2 protein-coding genes are annotated in these 527 nt (G+C 33.2%); both read right to left on the reverse strand.

What is annotated here, in order from left to right; genetic code table 11:
* Positions 1-355 (reverse strand): hypothetical protein (locus tag N1032_RS27720; protein ID WP_259543952.1); only part of this gene is annotated, 355 nt, incomplete at its 3' end.
* Positions 356-414: 59 nt separating this feature from the next.
* Positions 415-525, reverse strand: a complete 111-nt coding sequence (locus N1032_RS28655; protein WP_456319129.1) for a beta-sandwich lipoprotein — start codon at positions 523-525, stop codon at positions 415-417.
* Positions 526-527: the final 2 nt, after the last annotated feature.

A 527-nucleotide genomic window follows, 5' to 3' on the forward strand; every position in this document is an offset into this window, starting at 1 on the left:
TAGGTGTTTTAGTTGGAACTTGCTGATTAGGTGTAGTAGGTACCTTTGGAGTATCTGGCGTTTGTTGAGTGGGCGTTGGTATACCTTGTTCAACTGTTTGTGTTGGAACTTTGTTAGTAGGATCTTGTTGATTAGGAATATCAACTGGTTTAACATCTGGAGAAAGAACTACTTCACCGATATAATCCATATAAACTTTATTATTATCGATATGAGCTTTCTGACCATTAGCCAATACAATTGTATGACCATCATTAGATACAACTTGAATACCATTAATAGTATCAGCTGATGCTGTTGTTCCGATTACAGCTGCGAGTGCGATAGTTGTTGCAAGTGTGATTGATTTTTTCATTTTAATTTTTTCCTTTTTAATTAGTTTTCTTTTATTTACTTTTGTAATTTGTAATGTAATTATTTATTTTCGCCTTGTACTTTTACAGGGATAACAGATTCAGGTAACCATGTAACTTCGTATTTATATGAATCAACTTTAGACCCAGAAAGATCTTCGATTGTGTACATGT

The sequence above is a fragment of the Herbiconiux daphne genome, from assembly GCF_024979295.1.
Lineage (GTDB): Bacteria > Actinomycetota > Actinomycetes > Actinomycetales > Microbacteriaceae > Herbiconiux > Herbiconiux daphnes.

Bases quoted from the DNA above. Each gene is read 5' to 3' on its own strand.
- N1032_RS28655 (WP_456319129.1), bottom strand. From the start codon at position 525: ATGTACACAATCGAAGATCTTTCTGGGTCTAAAGTTGATTCATATAAA.